The organism is Paenibacillus ilasis (assembly GCF_043195395.1).
GTDB lineage: Bacteria > Bacillota > Bacilli > Paenibacillales > Paenibacillaceae > Paenibacillus_AQ > Paenibacillus_AQ lautus.
Genome location: NZ_JBHDJG010000002.1, coordinates 690,979 through 707,400, shown reverse-complemented (window position 1 = coordinate 707,400; position 16,422 = coordinate 690,979). Strand labels below are relative to the sequence as shown.

At 52.0% G+C, this 16,422-nt stretch carries 13 protein-coding genes; 5 read left to right on the top strand and 8 right to left on the bottom strand.

What is annotated here, in order from left to right:
- Both ACETK5_RS23285 and ACETK5_RS23280 read left to right on the top strand, forming a co-directional pair.
- Positions 1–1,617, top strand: a complete 1,617-nt coding sequence (locus ACETK5_RS23285; RefSeq protein ID WP_394058131.1) for a response regulator — start codon at positions 1–3, stop codon at positions 1,615–1,617.
- Positions 1,618–1,713: 96 nt separating this feature from the next.
- Positions 1,714–2,478 (top strand): tryptophan-rich sensory protein, encoded by a 765-nt coding sequence (locus ACETK5_RS23280; RefSeq protein ID WP_394058129.1) that lies wholly within the window; start codon positions 1,714–1,716, stop codon positions 2,476–2,478.
- Positions 2,479–2,609: 131 nt separating this feature from the next.
- Here the strand turns inward: ACETK5_RS23280 and ACETK5_RS23275 are convergent, their stop codons facing one another.
- The 7 genes from ACETK5_RS23275 to ACETK5_RS23245 form a co-directional block, all read right to left on the bottom strand.
- Positions 2,610–2,990, bottom strand: coding sequence for a RidA family protein (locus ACETK5_RS23275; RefSeq protein ID WP_100540060.1), 381 nt, complete (start codon positions 2,988–2,990; stop codon positions 2,610–2,612).
- Positions 2,991–3,058: 68 nt separating this feature from the next.
- Positions 3,059–3,733 carry an NAD(P)H-binding protein gene (locus ACETK5_RS23270; protein WP_394058127.1) on the bottom strand — a complete coding sequence of 225 codons (675 nt, stop codon included), beginning with the start codon at positions 3,731–3,733 and terminating at the stop codon, positions 3,059–3,061.
- Between the two features lie 155 nt (positions 3,734–3,888).
- The gene (locus tag ACETK5_RS23265) at positions 3,889–4,164 is read right to left on the bottom strand and encodes a hypothetical protein (RefSeq protein WP_394058125.1); all 276 of its coding nucleotides are present in this window, start codon (positions 4,162–4,164) and stop codon (positions 3,889–3,891) included.
- Between the two features lie 32 nt (positions 4,165–4,196).
- Complete coding sequence (locus ACETK5_RS23260; RefSeq protein WP_100540057.1) at positions 4,197–4,400, bottom strand: CsbD family protein; 204 nt, start codon at positions 4,398–4,400, stop codon at positions 4,197–4,199.
- A gap of 243 nt (positions 4,401–4,643) precedes the next feature.
- The gene (locus ACETK5_RS23255; RefSeq protein ID WP_012818889.1) at positions 4,644–4,859 is read right to left on the bottom strand and encodes a twin-arginine translocase TatA/TatE family subunit; all 216 of its coding nucleotides are present in this window, start codon (positions 4,857–4,859) and stop codon (positions 4,644–4,646) included.
- Positions 4,860–4,949: 90 nt separating this feature from the next.
- Entirely contained in the window at positions 4,950–5,501 is a 552-nt protein-coding gene (locus tag ACETK5_RS23250) for a RidA family protein (RefSeq protein WP_100540056.1), read from the bottom strand.
- 20 nt (positions 5,502–5,521) lie between these two features.
- Positions 5,522–7,126 (bottom strand): flavin monoamine oxidase family protein, encoded by a 1,605-nt coding sequence (locus ACETK5_RS23245; protein ID WP_394058123.1) that lies wholly within the window; start codon positions 7,124–7,126, stop codon positions 5,522–5,524.
- A 279-nt stretch (positions 7,127–7,405) separates the two neighbouring features.
- Here ACETK5_RS23245 and ACETK5_RS23240 point away from each other — a divergent pair, with 279 nt between their 5' ends.
- Together ACETK5_RS23240 and tatC are read left to right on the top strand one after the other, a co-directional pair.
- Positions 7,406–7,657, top strand: coding sequence for a MerR family transcriptional regulator (locus ACETK5_RS23240; protein ID WP_100540054.1), 252 nt, complete (start codon positions 7,406–7,408; stop codon positions 7,655–7,657).
- 23 nt (positions 7,658–7,680) lie between these two features.
- Positions 7,681–8,451, top strand: coding sequence for a twin-arginine translocase subunit TatC (tatC, locus tag ACETK5_RS23235; RefSeq protein ID WP_394058121.1), 771 nt, complete (start codon positions 7,681–7,683; stop codon positions 8,449–8,451).
- 193 nt (positions 8,452–8,644) lie between these two features.
- On the opposite strand, the gene ACETK5_RS23230 is transcribed toward tatC, so the two are convergent.
- A complete protein-coding gene (locus ACETK5_RS23230; RefSeq protein ID WP_100540052.1) occupies positions 8,645–10,150 on the bottom strand; it encodes an HD-GYP domain-containing protein in 1,506 nt (501 codons plus the stop codon).
- 650 nt (positions 10,151–10,800) lie between these two features.
- On the opposite strand from ACETK5_RS23230, the gene ACETK5_RS23225 reads away from it, so the two are divergent.
- Positions 10,801–16,362 (top strand): WIAG-tail domain, encoded by a 5,562-nt coding sequence (locus tag ACETK5_RS23225; protein ID WP_394058119.1) that lies wholly within the window; start codon positions 10,801–10,803, stop codon positions 16,360–16,362.
- Positions 16,363–16,422: the final 60 nt, after the last annotated feature.

Genomic DNA, 16,422 nt, shown 5'->3' with positions numbered 1-16,422 from the left:
ATGAGAGTATTGATCGTAGATGACGAACAGCATGTGCGGGAGGCAATAGGGCTTCTGGCAGACTGGGAGCGGCATGGCATCACGGAAATCGATCAGGCCGCTGACGGGGAGGAAGCGGTGCGACTAATCGAGGAGAACAAACCGCAAATTGTCATGACCGACATGCGAATGCCCCGCAAAAACGGACTGGAGCTGCTCACCTGGCTGCATACCACGAAACCGGATATTAAAGTGCTCGTCATTAGCGGATATGATGATTTTGAATATGTGCGTCATACGATCCGTTCGGGAGGCATTGACTATATCCTCAAGCCCGTTGAACCGGACAGCTTGAACGAGGCGCTAGCCAAAGCGGTTCAAACCTGGCAGCTCGAGGAAGAGAAACGGCAGCAGATAACCAATCAGAATATCGAAATGAATCAGATGACCCCTTTCTATATGGACCGCCTGCTCTCGGATCTCGTTAACGGCTACGGCAACAGGGACAGCGTGGTTTCTCAATTGCGGAACCGGATGACGCTGCCGGTAATCGGCATGACCTATAACGTTGCCGTGCTGCGCGATGATCAATTTGACGAAGCTTTGCTGTCCAAATTCCGCAATAGGCGCCATCTGCTTTCCTTCACGCTCATCAATATTTGTAATGAGCTGTTGATGGATCAGGGGGTTGCCTTTCGACACATCGACAAACCCGGGGAAATCATTCTGCTCTGTTGGAATCCGCGGCTTCCCTTTAACGACGTGCTGGAACGAATCAATGACGGGTTCTTCTCCACCCTTCGCAGGCGGAGCCATTTCGGTGCCGCCAAAGCAGGCGCCTTTCCCGATGATCTGCCGAAGGCTTATCTAAATGCCGTCCAAGCCTTGTGCAGCCGCAATTTATTAACCGGCAAATGCCGCATCCATCGCGAACGTGCCGTTGAAAGCGAAGGCTCGCGCACCCTGCGTCTCTCCTCCTACGAGGAGAAATTCAAGCTGGCTGCACTCAGCGGGAGTAAGGAGCGCATTGAGACAGCCACGGAAGAGTGGCTCCAGGATGTACGCGAGAGGGATCTCGTATCGCCGGAGCATCTGGTGAGGTGGAATGCGGAGTGGGACTGGATCCAGTATCACTGGACGGAAAATGAAGTGAAAAGCACGCAGGAACCCGTCGAAGACGCTGAAATCTCGCAGGATCTCCCCTCCGCGCTTCCTTACAGCGAGGACGGAATGATCTGCTGGGACCGCTGGCGCGAACAGATCAGCGGAAGGCTTTATGCGGCATCCCGGGTCCTTACCCAGATCCATTCCAAGGACAACCACATCATTCATGACATTGCCCGCTATTTGGAGCAGCACTATCATGAGGAGATTTCCCTTCAGCAAATTGCTGGGAAGTTCTTTCTTAGCAGGGAGTACATTTCGCGTAAATTCAAACAGGAATTCGCCGTGACGTTATCGGATTTTCTCGGGCGGATTCGAATCAACAAAGCCAAAACGCTGCTGCTCAATCCCCAGATCCGGATCGCCCAGATCGCGGAGATGGTCGGTTACCAAGACGAGAAATATTTCAGTAAGGTATTCAAAAAGATGGAGGGTTTCACGCCCAACGAATACCGCAAGAAGCATATGAGTTGAGGGGAAGGCCAGCGTCCTTTACCCGGTTCGCTGGCTTGATATTCATTCTTTTGGGTATATTCTATATATTCCAGACTGATATCAGGAGGAGATTGTATGTACCGCACCAACCCGTACCGCTGGTGGAATCTGCTGTTTTTCGCCGGGGTAATCACCGTGAATGTGTTATCAGGCATGCTGCCCCTAGGCGGCAGAACAACCGGGGAGATATCGGATATGTATTATACGGCGATCACTCCCGCTGGTTATGCCTTTTCCATATGGTCCGTCATCTATGTGCTGCTGCTCTTTTTTGTCATCTACCAGCTGCGTCGTGACACCGGAAACCGCGATTCCGTAAGATCCATCGGGCCATGGTTTATAGTCAGCTGCGTATTCAATATGGCTTGGCTTGTATTATGGCACTATTTGTACATTGAATGGTCTGTCGTGGCGATGTTGTTACTGCTGTTAACTCTGTGGGTTCTATATGTCCGCACGCATACGATAGACTATCCGACGTCAGGCGAGAAGTTCTGTCTGAAATTGCCGTTCAGCCTATATATCGGCTGGGTGTGCCCTGCCTTTATTGTCAATGTCGGGATCGTGTTTCAGAAGAATGACTGGAGCCTCTTCGGCCTGCGCGAGACCACTTTGGGGATTGTGCTGCTCTGCATCGGTGCTTTACTCGCTTTACTGATCGGCCAGCGTTACCGGGACAGCATCGTGCCGCTGGTCTTCACCTGGGCTTACATCTCGATCGCGGCCGAGCATCGGGAGACCGACAGCATCTTAATGACCGCCTTCGTACTCTCTATCGTCCTGCTCGTATATGCTATATGGCTCTTCTTTACGCGCAATCGGAGACGATCCCGGTATTAAACCGGGTCTTAACAAAAAGCACAGTTCTTGCTCATCCAGGAGATTAGTTTCAATACGCAATTTTCATAGTGCATAAAAAAGGAGCTTTGCCAAAGCAGGCAAAGCTCCTTTTTAACATCTGATAATAACGCTTATTGCTTAACGGCGATGACTTCAATCTCAACCAGTCCGTCCTTCGGCAAACGAGCAACCTCAACGGCGCTGCGAGCAGGGTACGGCTCGGAGAAGAAGCTGCCGTAGACTTCGTTGACCACCGCGAAATCGTTCATATCCTTCAGGAATACCGTGGTTTTCACCACGTGATCCAGGCTTGTCCCGGCAGCTTCAAGGATCGCCTTTACGTTGTTGAGCGACAGCTTCGCCTGCTCCTGAACCCCCTCGCCGAACTCGCCCGTTTCCGGATTCAGGCCCAACTGGCCTGAAGTATATACGAATCCGTTGATTTCAACAGCTTGGCTGTAAGGTCCGATGGCTCCCGGGGCTTTGTTGGTCGATATGATATGTTTACTCATGATATGTCACCCTTTCTATGTATTCCTATCTGTGTACATTGTAATCTGCTACGGGTACTCTGGCAAATTTAATCGGCGGCCTTGCCGAGAACATGGATGACTTCATTGGTGTATACATGGTGGCCTTTCATATCCGTTAAGCCGATATTCACCATCGACTTGGCTACTTTCCGCGCGGGTATGGCCCGGTATGGAGCCAGCTTCGGACCTTTGAATGCAAAGTCGAGGGAAGTCATGAGAACCGATGCCATCCGTTCTCCAAACCGCCGCTCGGGCCGCTCGCCCAGCAATAATGACGGTCTGAACAGATGCAGCCCCCGAAAACCGATCCCGGCCAGCTTTTCTTCAACCTCTCCCTTGGTCCGAAGATAGAAATTACGCACCTTCGGATCGGCGCCCGCAGAACTGACCGCCATAAATTGTCTCACCCCGTGCCGCTTAGCCAACTCGGCTGCCTTGATGACATAATCCACATCCACTTTGCGGAACTGCTGCTGGGAACCGGCCTTTTTGATCGTTGTTCCCAAGCAGCAGTACACGCTATGGACGCCGGAAAAAGCTTCGCTGTACCGATCCAGCCGATCCCATTCCACCAGGATGGGCTTCAGCTGGGGATGCGCAATATCAGGAAGACTTCGTACCAGCACGCGAACCTCTTCAAGCTCCTCGCGGCCCAGCAGTTCTTCGGTTACCATACGCCCCACAAGCCCCGTGGCCCCAACTACGAGTGCAACCATTCCCACCTCAAATCCACCCTCCGTTCATGATTCCTTTTGACCTCATTCTACACCGCATCGGACCCAAGTCAATATGACTTTCTAAATATAAAACTCACATGAATTTCTCATGGCGCATGATCTGGACAACCACGCCTAAAAAGACAAAAAAAGAGTGCAAATCAGGCTCGATTTGCACTCTTTCTCCAAGCGGTTATGAAACTGGTCAGCGGTTTCCACTCTCTGCGGAGCCAGCCGGAGGATTCGGCAGTTTCCTCCGCCATGAGGCCCGCGGTGGGCGCTGCCGCCTGCTGACTGTCCGAGACAGGGAGAAATTCCTCATTCATCATCTCATAGTATCCCAAATGATAGGTGCTGACCATGTCTCCGTGTAAGGTAAACACCTTGCCGTCACGAATATCGATCACCTTGCCGGTCACAACCCGGGATTCCAACATGATTCGTTCTGCCTCCCTTATCGTCTTATGGACTAGTCGCGGTATCTTGTACTCCAATCCGTATATTCACGCTCCGCCGCATCCTTCGTGTGCCCATAACGTTCCTGCAGCTTGCCAACCAATTTATCTTTCTCGCCGTCGATCACATCAAGATCGTCATCCGTCAATTTGCCCCATTGCTTCTTCGCTTCACCCTTCATCTGTTTCCATTTCCCTTTAAATACGTTGCTATCCATAAATATCAGCTCCTCTTAGAGTAATGAATGATGAAATGTAGAATTGCCTGTACTTGTGTATACCCCTCAGGAGTTTTTCTGAATCCTGGCAAACGATTCATCACGATGTTCAATCTTGAACCGCTCCCCAAAGATCAGCATTCAAAAAAGCGCCCCCATAGATCTCAATAGATCCACGGGGGCCCTTTACTTCCGCATGAATATCCCATTTCTTTCCTATCCCAAGAAACAAAAACTGCCACATCATCCCTTCAGTTTGATGACCGCCCCTTCCCTTTCCCTCTCCTTGTCCTTTTCCTCCTCTTTATCTTCCCCAACCAGCTCTCTTGCGGAAGCTTTGAATTCAGATAACGTGCGGCCCACCGCCCGGCCAAGCTCCGGCAGCTTGGAAGGCCCGAACAGAATGAGCACGACAATCAAAATCATCATCAATCCGACAAAGCCGACATTTTGGAACATAAGGACCCAACTCCTTTAATAAGTGATGGTGACTGTGCTTTTTGGAAACGAGCCGCTTTGGATCGGCTCGTTTCATGGAATCATAACAACTTACTTCTTCTTATCCTTGCTTGGGTACACGGCGACGGCTTCAATCTCAATCAACCAATCAGCGTTCACGAGGCTGGCTACTCCCACGGTGGAACGCGCAGGCTTAATGGGATTCTCCTTCGTATTGAAAAATTGGGCGTAAGCATCAAACCAACCGGTATAATCAAAGGTTCCGTTCTTGGCTGCATCCGGGGTCAGGTACACTCTCAAATAAACGACATCTTTCATTGTCAGTCCCTGCTCCTTCAGCTGCTTCTCGATTTCTTTCAAGATGCCGATCCCCTGGGTTTTCGTATCGCCATAGCGCTCATAAACCGTCTTGCCATCCTTGTTCAGTAAGGGCGGAACCGTCCCGCTTGTAAAGAGATAGGAAGCTCCCTCGGGTACGATAACCCCGCTGGAAATAGAGGAGGTAGGACTGCCGTAAAATTTTGGGGAGGGTATGGCTTTGGGCGGCTTCTTATGGGCAGAAGCGTTATCCGCATATGCGGTCACGCTCACGGCACTGAACAGCATGGCCAGCGCCAGGATTGTCTTCATTTTATTTTTCATTGGAGTTGTCTCCCTTCTATTTATGCTTTCATCACGCGCTGATGGATATCGGTTACGACCTCGCGGGCGGACTCAATGGCGCCAGCCTGCCAGGCCGTAATGTAGCTGATGTGCTCCCCTGCCAGGTAAATGCGGTTATCCGGCTTGCAGAGGGTAGGGTAGTAGGTTTTCCTATCATTGGTGGAATAGGATACCCAGCCCCCCTCCTGGTATTTGGTCTTCTTCCAGTCGATCGAGAAGGATGCCTCGAACTCCTTCGGATACTGCGGATGGATTTTGGCCCCCTGCGTCAACGCCAATTTCTCGCGCTCGGCATACGACATGCCGCCGAGTTTATCAGCAGTGCCTCCGTACGCATAATAACCAAGCAGGATCCCCTTCTTCCCAAAATAATCTGTCGGCGGATAGTAGATTTGCGTGATGTCCATATTCGTCAAACTGCTGCCGCCGTACAAATACTCGTCCTCTTCCCAGAAGCGCCGCTTGAACTGCAAACCGATTTTACCGGCGGAGGCGTAGCCGACGCTGCTGATCGCTTTGGACATCTCCGGCGAGAAGTCGGCCGGGATCTTCTTCAGCACCGTCAGCGGTATGGTGCAGATACAGTAATCGCCGCGGATTTCCTGCTCTCTGCCGGAATGGCCGTCCGTGTACACAATCCGCACACCAGAGGTAGACTGGCGAATTTCCTTCACCTCGGCCCGGTACTTGATCCGGCTGCCTACCCGTTTCTCAAATGCCTTAACGATGGCGTCCATGCCGCCTACGGGATGAAACATCATCATCTGCTGGTCGTAACCGTATTCGTTGCTGAAATATTTCCCGAAACCGGAATTGATGATCGCCTTCAAATCGAACGGATCCCGGAGCACACCCGCATCCAGGCGGCTTCCCGGTTCATCCTTATATCCGCCGCGCTCCGAACCCTTATAGAACAGGTCCGGATTCAGATCTCCTTCGGCCTTCAGATAATCGACCAGCTTCAGCTTCTCTTCCGCCGTCAACGGTAGATCCAGCGCATTTTGATTCACGGCTTTAGCCAGCATCTCGGCCACGTAACCGCGCACGTCGGCTTTGGCTGCACGCTTGGGGACGCGCTGCCCCGATAAAGCCCCCACGTTCTCGTTATAGTAATAACCGCTCTCATTCACATTGTTGAATGGCTCGATAGCTACGCCAAACTTCTTGCAATAATCCAGCGTGACGTGAAACTGCGGAATCCGCATCGGGCCTGCATTGAAATACAGTCCGTTATCAAAGCGGGACGTCTGACGGCCGGATCCGATCTCCGCCACGGAGGTTCCTTTGCGGATCGTCCAGTTGCGCCCACCGGCGAAGCTTTTCGCTTCCAATATCGTACAGTCGTAACCTGCAAGACCAAGCTCATACGCTGCCGTCAGCCCCGCAATCCCTGCGCCAAGAATAATAATCTTCTTGCCGCCCCGGCCGCTTAAGTTCAGGTCATCTTTCCCGGGAGGCGTATATTCCGCTGCTTTCAACGTTTCCGGCGTAAGGAGCCCCATCGTACCCATCAAGCTGAAGACAGCGACAGAGCCGCCCACCTTGCCAACAGTCGTCAGAAATTGCCTCCGGGTCATCTCTTTTGGTTGTTCTTTTGTAGCCACCCTCGTTCACTCCTCCGCTAGTTTGTGTGATTGGATTCATGAGCCGATCTTAGCAGAGACAACAAGATTTGACTTAAAATTTGTCAGGAATTCTTACACGATTTTTTTTATTTTGAAAAACGATTGCTTTTTCACCCTGTTTTTCATAAAATCATGTCATAAATCCTTCCAAACAAAATGAATACGCCCAAATTATTTCCGTTTTATCTTCTTCGGTTTTAATCCCAAGCCGTTTACAGCAGCTCAGGGTTAACAATACTTACATAGGAGGTAAAGATCATGGAGAGTAAGGTGATGAGTATTGGGGTTGTTTGCGAACTGACCGGCTTGACGGAACGGCAAATCCGGTATTACGAAGAACGGAAGCTTATATTTCCGGAGCGTACGAAGGGAGGGAATCGCCGATATTCTTTTGAGGATGTGAAGATCATCCAGGAAATCCATCAAAAAATGCAGGAGGGATTTAATACATTTGAACTTAAAGAATTGAACAAAACGAAAAAACAGCGCTGCACGCCCATCTTCCGATGATGTAGAAAGGAGTGAACGAGACTATGGAGTTCAAGAATACGATGACGATGCTGGAGCACATCGCCGAGCTAAGAAAGCGGATCCTTCAGGTGGCCGCCGTCTTCATTCTGAGCATGGCTGCCGGCTTGATTGCCGCTCCCCATATGTTATCCGTATTGAAACATCACTCGCCAGCCTTTCAGGTAACCTGGAACGTATTCTCGCCATGGGACGGACTGCGCATCTATATGAGCATAAGCATCGTATTATCGCTGCTTCCTACCCTGCCATTTGCCCTATATCAAATATGGCTGTTCGTCAATCAGGGGCTGAATAACCGCGAGCAGAGAGCAGCTCTCCGGTTTATCCCCTTCTCTGCGTTGTGCTTTATCATAGGGGTTTGTTTCGCGTATTTTGTCGTTTTTCCCATGAGTCTTGCCTTTACGACGGGAATCAACAGTCAAATGGAACTCGTGGAAACATATGGTGTGTCCCAGTACTTCGGGTTCATGTTCAATATCATCATCCCGCTGTCCCTTGCCTTTGAGCTGCCTGTCGTCGTCCTGTTTCTAACGCGAATAGGAATATTAAGCCCGGCCATTCTGCACACGATGAGGCGGTATGCCTATGTCGTTCTGGTGATCGTTGCAGCGCTGATCTCGCCGCCTGACCTCGTATCCCACCTGATGGTTGCCATCCCGCTCATTGGTCTGTATGAGATCAGCACATGGCTGGCTAGCTGGATGCACCGCAAACAGAAGCATGTGGAGCATGAAGAAGGCACGGAAATCGATACGGTTCACCAGATGATATGATATCCGGTTTTCATTCATCCCTAGCCAAAACGACGGGAGCAGCATGGAGATCGCAACCACTTGCTTAGCTGTCCTGGGGTCCAGTGATATGTTAACGACAGTCACACAAAAAAGAGGCCGTTTACCTGCACAGGTACGGCCTCTTTATTATTCCTATTCCATTGAACCAGCAGCGATTCCCTGCTTATTACCACTAGCGGATCGTAATGACCTTCTTCTCCGCTTTCATATATTTAACGAACATGCCCGCATATTCGGGATCCCACTGGGTTCCCCTGCCGGCTTCCAGTATGTTCAAGGCATCAACGGATTTCATGCCGCTGCGGTACGGCCTGTCTGACGTCATGGCATCATAGGCATCGGCCACGGCAATAATCCGGCCGAACAGCGGAATTTCCTTCCCCTTCAAACCGTCAGGGTATCCGCACCCGTCATACCGCTCATGATGGGATCGCACCCCCTCTAGATAAGGTGCCATGGCATCGGCAGGCTCGATCTGCAGGAGAATGTTCTCTCCTTGAGCCGGGTGAGTCTTTACTTGATCGAACTCCTCTGCCGTCAGTTTTCCTTCCTTCAGCAAAATGTTGTCCCGAACCCCAATCTTGCCGATATCATGCAGCAATGCCGTCTTGTGCAAAAGATCTATCTGCTCTTCGCTAAGTCCAGCCAGCCGGCCGAGTAACACCGAATATTCCGCCACCCGAAGCGAATGTCCTGCCGTGTAAGGATCTCTGGCATCCAGCGCCGCTGCCAGGGCGGCAAAGTAACTGTCCAGCAGCTTGCGATTCCGCTCCTCGCGCACCTGCAGTCCGCGAACCATCATATTGAAACCCGCGATCAGATTGGAAAACTCATCGGAATAGAGATTGGAGGTCTGAATCAGACGCCCTTCCTTAATCTCATTCATCGCCCGGTACAGCTGCCGGATCGGCCGCTGTAAATCCTGGGTCAAGAGCCAGGCGCCGATATAAGCAAAACCGACACCAAGCAGCAATATAAATCCCGCCCAGCCCCAGTACTGCTGTGCTACGATCTGACTAAGCCCCTCCAGACGAATCTGCACCGCCAGACTGAACAGAAACAGCGGAAAGGTGCCGATCAGCATCGTGCTCAGCAGAAACTTCGTCCGAATCGCCATGAATACATGGCCCTCAAGGGAGAAATCCACGCCATAACGCGACAACGCCTGCCGCCGAATCTCTTTGATCAGCGGACGGATAGCAGCGATCGTCAGGAAGAATTCGATCATGGCATGACAGCTGGCTAGCAGGACCGCCCCAAGGCAAGCCAGCCATATATAGAACGGCGGAAAATTCAATTTTCCCTGCTCCATCATCCAAACCGTAAGCAGAATGGCCGGAAGCGACAAACCGAGCAGATGAGGTCCGAATATGCGGTATACCGCTAAACGCGGCATGCGGTGTATACTCAAATATGCTTTTTCCAACGTTTCCAAATCCGTATTCCCTTCATTAAACCCCGCGTGAATCGGTCGTAAATGCCGAAGAAAGACGGTCAGCTCCGACGCAATCATCACCATGAACGAAATGGCCAGTATGACCACAAGACGCACGCCTTCCTCAATAGGAATTTCCAGAGTCGTTACCATTAATACGCCACCCACAACAAGCACAGCTGCAATGGACCCGATCATATAGTTCCGGATTAGCTGTTTAAGAAAAGACTTATACAGTTGCATGGAACGCCTACTTTCATTAACAGATGATAACATCGGCAAGGCATATGAGCTCTGAACGTATTCGACATGATGCTACAATTTTAAGAGCGCAGCAGCAGAATTTGCAAGAAAAAACTGTTAATATGAATATCGTTGGATTTCAGGAAAAAATCAAGCATTTTTGCATGACATTCTAATATTCATTTGAATATCTTTGCTTATTACGAGCACGTGTGCTATAATAAGTAATTGTTATATGAAGTTTAACCCCGTTAGTTCCTCGAAACATGGTTATTTACATCTCTGTTGAAGTGCAAATTCCTATTTTATGACCCTACGAGTAAGAGTTTTATGGAACAGTTTTCTGATTCACACTGGAGCGGTCATCGGAGCCGCAAGGACGAAAGAGAGGCAGGGCTTTTGTCGTTTTAGAAGCAAAGATTCTTGAAGAAACTTCAAATACGGAACCGACTGTACAGCCGTTATTGGCCGTCAGGGGTTAAATTTTATATGTGCTTTTTAGCGCTCAATCAAGGACTCGGCCTTTGGCCGGGTCCTTTTCCATGTTACGCTGCTCTTTCGTTTGTCGAATCCCAAAAGACCAGTGACAGCCGCCTAAACGGCTGCATATGATACCGGAGACGATGAGTATTCGGAAGGAGCGTGTTGTTTTGAAGAAAAAGAAGAAAAACCCATCATCTTCCTCTTCCCAGCCCTACAGGGTAGATCCCCATACAAGGGAGCTTGATCTGCTTGAGCGAAATAAAGGACGCAGCCTCAAAAAAGATAAAGATGCCCACATCCTTTCAGCTGCTACCATTATGGATTTGGATGAGGATCTTATCGGCCTTATGGAATTAAAACAAGAAGAAAACAAACAAAACAAGGAAAACAAAGAAAACACTCCACTATCGATATCTGACGAAGATTCCAGCTTACCTACAGAAGATGCTGTAGCCGCTGACACTCCGTCCGTGCCTACCGATCCCCCATCCCTTCCCGAGATAGAGATTGAGCATGTGCAGCTGATTATGGAAAAGGAAATGCCTGAAATTAAGGGTGCATTCATATATACAGAGGACATAGGGGAATATGCGGTAACCGAAAGCCGGATCGCTTCGAGAGCGGTCACAGCATCCAAGCTGTCACGTGGTGCCGTCGGGCCTGAAGCCATACAGGATTACAGCATCACCAGTCTGCACCTTGCCGACGAAGCTGTAACCTCCGGAAAAATCGCGCCATTATCGGTCACAGGAGAACATCTGATGGATGGCATCTTGTCTACGCGCAAGTTTCGAGACGGCTCCGTCAATGCCAGCAAGATCAAGGATGGCAGCGTAACCTCGCAGAAGCTGGCAGACCACGCCGTGGTCAGCGACAAAATCGCGGATGGGGCTATTACTGCACGTCATCTTCAACAGCTACTCGTGACGAGCGACCTGCTCGAAGACCAGGCGGTTCAAGGAGACAAAATCGCATCCAGCGCCGTAGAAACACGCCATCTCGCTAATGAGAGCGTCCATAGCTCCAAGCTTGCCGAGGATGCAGTCACTTCGACCAAAATCCGTGAAGGTGCCGTAACAGGAAAAAAAATTGCCGATGATACCATCTCGGGTTCTCACATAAAACCGCAAAGCATCGAGAGCAAACATTTGGCCAGCGAGGCCGTAACTGCGGAGCATATTGCTGCCGGCAGCATCGGGTCAGACCTCATTGCTGACGGTGCCGTCAACGCCGGGCATATTCAGGAAGGCTCGCTCAGCGCCCGCCATTTAGCGGACGGAGCCATAGGATCAGGGCAAATCCAGTTCGGCTCCATCGGTTCCGATCAGATCGGCATCAACGCTGTTGCCCCCCGCCATCTGGCTGATTCCAGTGTCACAAGCTCCAAGCTCGCCGATCAATCCGTCCATACGGTGAAGCTGGTTGAACAGGCGGTTACGGCTTCGAAAATCGCGGACCAGAGCATACTCCCTACCAAAATTGCCAATGAAGCCGTTCAAACGCGCCATCTGGCAAAGAGCGCGGTCGAATCGGACCAGATTGCATCGGATGCCATTCATACCCGGCATCTCGCTGCGGATGCAGTAAATGCCGAGCATATTGCCGAGGGCAGCATCTTACCTCAGCATTTCGCGCCTCAGAGCGTCATAGGGCGTGCCATTCAGCCCAAAACGATAGCGGAACAGCATCTGTCTGACGGATCGATCGGAAAACAGCATCTTCAGCCCGCTTCCGTCGGCGAAGAGACGCTGGCACCCGAGAGCGTGACGAGCCAAAAGCTTGCGCTTGGATCGGTTGGCGGAGCCATAATTGCTAAGCATGGCGTAACCTCCGGCAATATTGCCAATGAAGCCATTCAGCAGCAGCACTTGTCAGCAGGCAGTGTAGGCGCCGAAGCCCTGCAAAACGGTGCGGTTCGCGAGCCTCATCTGACCGATGGCTCTGTTGCCAGCCGCCATCTGCAGAAGGGAAGTGTACGGACACAAACACTCGCACAGGGTGCGGTAACGACAGATAAAATTGCTGCAGGCAGCATCGTGGAGTCCTCGATCGGCGATGGGGTAATTGCGCCTCGACATTTGGGGGACCATGCGGTAACCTCGCCGAAGCTGTCTCCGGAAAGCGTGTCCACGGATAAACTGACAGACCTTGCCGTAACTTCAAATAAACTGGCTGAGAGCAGTGTCTCTGCTGGAAAAATAGCTCCAAAAGCTGTTCAATCCACTCATCTCTCGCCGAATTCGGTGACTTCAGAAGCCATTCTGAACAAGGCCGTTACTTCGGAAAAAATTGCTCCGCAGGCTGTAGAGGGCGCACATCTGGGACTGGAATCCATCCTGGGCAAACATATCGTGCAGGAAGCCATTCATGGCTATCACTTGAAGAAAAAATCCATCACGTTAAGCCATTTGGCCGATGAAAGCCGCTCAGCGGAAGCGTTGTTCGCGGACGGAAGCATCCCGGGCGTAAAAATCGGGCCACAATCCATTACGGAAGCCCACCTCTCGCCTTCGTCAGTCTCGGGAGCCGCGCTGCAAGCGAACGCCGTGAGTGGTGATAAGATCAAGCCTCTCTCCATTTCAGCGGTGCACCTGCAAGAAGCGAGCGTCCAGTCTGACCACCTGGGCGTGGATATTGTCAAATCACAGCATATGGATGAAGGATCAGTTACCGGCCGCCATCTTGCTTCCGGCTCCGTCAATGCCCGGCACATTCAGGCAGAGAGCATCGAGTCCGCACATATCACGAACGGCGCCATCCTTCCTGAACATGTCGCCGGAGAATCGATCCAGAGCGGACATCTCGCCGAAGGCGCTGTGAGCTCCAAGCATATTGAATTGTTCTCAATTCAGAGCCATCACCTGGCGCCGTACTCCATCAACGCAGCACATCTCGGAAATCAGTCTATCGGTCATGTCCACCTGCAACCGGACAGCGTTGGCGTCGATCAATTGCAGCCGGGGGCCGTAAAATCGAGGCAGCTGGCGGAGGGGGCCGTTCTTCCCCATCACCTGCAAATCTCCAGCATCGGTTCGCAGCATATCGAAGCGGGCGCGATCACAACGGAACTTGTGCAGGACGGTGGAATTACGGGAAGCAAGATTGCGAAGGAAACGATATCCGGTACTCACGTTGCGAACGGCTCTCTCACGGGTACGCAGATTGCCGACGGCACTATTGGTAGAAAGCACCTCGGACCGGACGCCTTCGATAACTTCACGTTAGCCGAGGGGTCGGTTACAGGCAGCAAGATTGCCGAGGCTTCTATCACCGGTGCACATGTAGCTGAGGGTTCACTTACTGGTGCGCAGATTGCCGACGGCACTATTGGCAGCAAACATCTTGGACCGGATGCCTTCAACAACTTCTCGATAGCTGAAGGATCGGTTACAGGCAGCAAGATTGCCGAAGCTTCTATCACCGGCGCGCATGTAGCTGAGGGTTCACTTACAGGCGCGCAAATTGCCGACGGAGCCATCAGCAGCAAGCATCTCGGACCGGATGCCTTCAATAACTTCACGTTAGCCGACGGATCAGTTACAGGCAGCAAGATTGCTGAGGCTTCTATCACCGGCGCGCATGTAGCTGAGGGTTCACTTACTGGTGCGCAGATTGCCGACGAGGCAATCGGCAGCCGGCATCTCGGACCGGATGCCTTCAATAACTTCACGTTAGCCGACGGATCAGTTACAGGCAGCAAAATTGCTGAGGCTTCTATCACCGGCGCGCATGTAGCTGAGGGTTCACTTACTGGTGCGCAGATTGCCGACGGGGCAATCGGAAGCCGGCATCTCGGACCGGACGCCTTCAATAACTTTACGTTAGCCGAAGGCTCCATAGACAGCAGCAAGATTGCTGAGGCTTCCATCACCGGCGCCCATGTAGCTGAGGGTTCACTTACTGGAGCGCAGATTGCCGACGGCGCAATCGGCAGCCGGCATCTCGGACCGGACGCCTTCAATAACTTCACGTTAGCCGATGGCTCCATAGACAGCAGCAAGATTGCTGAGGCTTCCATCACCGGCGCTCACGTTGCGGATGGTTCGCTTACAGGCGCGCAGATTGCCGACGGCGCAATCGGCAGCAAGCATCTCGGACCGGACGCCTTCAATAACTTCACGTTAGCCGAAGGCTCCATAGACAGCAGCAAGATTGCTGAGGCTTCCATCACCGGCGCTCACGTTGCTGACGGCTCCCTAACTGGTAACCAGATTGCCGACGAAGCCATCGGCAGTAGACACCTCGGACCGGATGCCTTCAATAACTTCACGTTAGCCGACGGCTCCATAGACAGCAGCAAGATTGCTGAGGCTTCCATCACTGGCGCTCACGTTGCGGATGGTTCGCTTACAGGCGCGCAGATTGCCGACGGCGCAATCGGCAGCAAGCATCTCGGACCGGATGCCTTCAATAACTTTACGTTAGCCGATGGCTCCATAGACAGCAGCAAGATTGCTAAGGCTTCCATCACCGGCGCTCACGTTGCTGACGGCTCCCTCACTGGTAACCAGATTGCCGACGAAGCCATCGGCAGTAGACACCTCGGACCGGATGCCTTCAATAACTTTACGTTAGCCGATGGCTCCATAGACAGCAGCAAGATTGCTAAGGCTTCCATCACCGGCGCTCACGTAGCTGAGGGTTCACTTACTGGAGCGCAGATTGCCGACGGCGCAATCGGCAGCCGGCATCTCGGACCGGACGCCTTCAATAACTTTACGTTAGCCGAAGGCTCCATAGACAGCAGCAAGATTGCTGAGGCTTCCATCACCGGCGCTCACGTTGCTGAAGGCTCCCTCACTGGTAACCAGATTGCCGACGAAGCCATCGGCAGTAGACACCTCGGACCGGATGCCTTCAATAACTTCACGTTAGCCGACGGATCAGTTACAGCCAGCAAGATTGCTGAGGCTTCCATCACCGGCGCTCACGTTGCGGATGGTTCGCTTACAGGCGCACAGATTGCCGACGGAGCCATCGGCAGCAAGCACCTCGGACCGGATGCCTTCAATAACTTCACGTTAGCCGACGGCTCCATAGACAGCAGCAAGATTGCTGAGGCTTCCATCACTGGCGCGCATGTAGCTGAGGGTTCACTTACTGGAGCGCAAATTGCCGACGGAGCCATCAGCAGCAAGCATCTCGGACCGGATGCCTTCAATAACTTCACGTTAGCCGACGGATCAGTTACAGCCAGCAAGATTGCTGAGGCTTCCATCACCGGCGCTCACGTTGCAAACGGCTCCCTAACGGGCGCACAGATTGCCGACGGAGCCATCGACAGCAAGCACCTCGGACCGGATGCCTTCGATAACTTCACGTTAGCCGAAGGCTCCATCGATGGCAGCAAACTTGCCGATGGCACAGTCACCAGCGCCCACCTGGCCGAAGGAGCGGTTACCGGACAACAATTGGCACAGGGCGCGGTAACGGCGGAACATTTGGGCTTTACTCCTATACGGAGCGCAGCCGGCCAGCCGAAGCTGCAGCAATTCGGAATGACTCCATTTGTATTTGGTGCTGAGGTGCTGACTGAGGTTACCGTCCAATTTGAGGAGCCTTTTGGCGGAATAAACTATATCATTGTAGGGATGAGCAACAATCCGGGCTTCCAGATCTCCCTGAAATCCCAGCGCGAGGATGCCGCCGTCCTTGAAGTAAGCCGCCAGCCTAACTGCAATCTCGCCTATGGTTTCATGTCCTGGATTGCAATCGGTCCTTCACGGTAACACCGGTAACAACATAGCAATCCAAAAAGAGGCTCTCCCCTGCGTGACACGGGAGGGCCT

Bases quoted from the DNA above. Each gene is read 5' to 3' on its own strand.
- ACETK5_RS23255 (WP_012818889.1), bottom strand. From the start codon at position 4,859: ATGTTCCAAAATGTCGGCTTTGTCGGATTGATGATGATTTTGATTGTC.
- tatC (WP_394058121.1), top strand. From the start codon at position 7,681: ATGGAGTTCAAGAATACGATGACGATGCTGGAGCACATCGCCGAGCTA.
- ACETK5_RS23240 (WP_100540054.1), top strand. From the start codon at position 7,406: ATGGAGAGTAAGGTGATGAGTATTGGGGTTGTTTGCGAACTGACCGGC.
- ACETK5_RS23280 (WP_394058129.1), top strand. From the start codon at position 1,714: ATGTACCGCACCAACCCGTACCGCTGGTGGAATCTGCTGTTTTTCGCC.
- ACETK5_RS23230 (WP_100540052.1), bottom strand. From the start codon at position 10,150: ATGCAACTGTATAAGTCTTTTCTTAAACAGCTAATCCGGAACTATATG.
- ACETK5_RS23260 (WP_100540057.1), bottom strand. From the start codon at position 4,400: ATGGATAGCAACGTATTTAAAGGGAAATGGAAACAGATGAAGGGTGAA.
- ACETK5_RS23265 (WP_394058125.1), bottom strand. From the start codon at position 4,164: ATGTTGGAATCCCGGGTTGTGACCGGCAAGGTGATCGATATTCGTGAC.
- ACETK5_RS23285 (WP_394058131.1), top strand. From the start codon at position 1: ATGAGAGTATTGATCGTAGATGACGAACAGCATGTGCGGGAGGCAATA.
- ACETK5_RS23275 (WP_100540060.1), bottom strand. From the start codon at position 2,990: ATGAGTAAACATATCATATCGACCAACAAAGCCCCGGGAGCCATCGGA.
- ACETK5_RS23250 (WP_100540056.1), bottom strand. From the start codon at position 5,501: ATGAAAAATAAAATGAAGACAATCCTGGCGCTGGCCATGCTGTTCAGT.